This window comes from Bacillus sp. AFS012607 (genome assembly GCF_002558005.1).
Lineage (GTDB): Bacteria > Bacillota > Bacilli > Bacillales > Bacillaceae_G > Bacillus_A > Bacillus_A thuringiensis_S.
Genome location: NZ_NTVM01000061.1, coordinates 1 through 623, shown reverse-complemented (window position 1 = coordinate 623; position 623 = coordinate 1). Strand labels below are relative to the sequence as shown.

Genomic DNA, 623 nt, shown 5'->3' with positions numbered 1-623 from the left:
ACCAACTGAGCTAATGGCTCGTAAATGGCTGGGCTAGCTGGATTCGAACCAGCGCATGACGGAGTCAAAGTCCGTTGCCTTACCGCTTGGCTATAGCCCATTAATATTTACTAGTATGGTTATCTTCTCAAAAAAATAAACCCTTTCAGGTTATTTTAAAGAAAATGGTGGAGGGGGGCAGATTCGAACTGCCGAACCCGAAGGAGCGGATTTACAGTCCGCCGCGTTTAGCCACTTCGCTACCCCTCCGACATTTAAACATATATGGTGGAGGATGACGGGATCGAACCGCCGACCCCCTGCTTGTAAGGCAGGTGCTCTCCCAGCTGAGCTAATCCTCCAAAAGTGGTGACCCGTACGGGATTCGAACCCGTGTTACCGCCGTGAAAGGGCGGTGTCTTAACCACTTGACCAACGGGCCAAAAATTTAAAAACTTTTCCAAGCTTCCAACCGGGCTTGAACCGGTGACCTCTTCCTTACCATGGAAGTACTCTACCAGCTGAGCTATGGAAGCATAATGGCTCCGCAGGTAGGAATCGAACCTACGACCGATCGGTTAACAGCCGATAGCTCTACCGCTGAGCTACTGCGGAACAATACAAGCCTGGCAACGTCCTACTCT

6 tRNA genes are annotated in these 623 nt (G+C 50.6%); all 6 read right to left on the bottom strand.

Going from position 1 to position 623, the window contains the following annotated elements:
- Positions 1–25 precede the first annotated feature (25 nt).
- The 6 genes from CN409_RS30430 to CN409_RS30405 all read right to left on the bottom strand — a co-directional run bounded on the left by CN409_RS30430 (position 26) and on the right by CN409_RS30405 (position 594).
- Positions 26–100 (bottom strand) — tRNA-Gln (locus CN409_RS30430).
- Between the two features lie 65 nt (positions 101–165).
- Positions 166–249: transfer RNA gene (locus CN409_RS30425), tRNA-Tyr, on the bottom strand.
- A gap of 16 nt (positions 250–265) precedes the next feature.
- Positions 266–341: transfer RNA gene (locus CN409_RS30420), tRNA-Val, on the bottom strand.
- A 5-nt stretch (positions 342–346) separates the two neighbouring features.
- Positions 347–421: transfer RNA gene (locus CN409_RS30415), tRNA-Glu, on the bottom strand.
- A 21-nt stretch (positions 422–442) separates the two neighbouring features.
- Positions 443–515 (bottom strand) — tRNA-Thr (locus CN409_RS30410).
- A 4-nt stretch (positions 516–519) separates the two neighbouring features.
- Positions 520–594 (bottom strand) — tRNA-Asn (locus CN409_RS30405).
- Positions 595–623 lie beyond the last annotated feature (29 nt).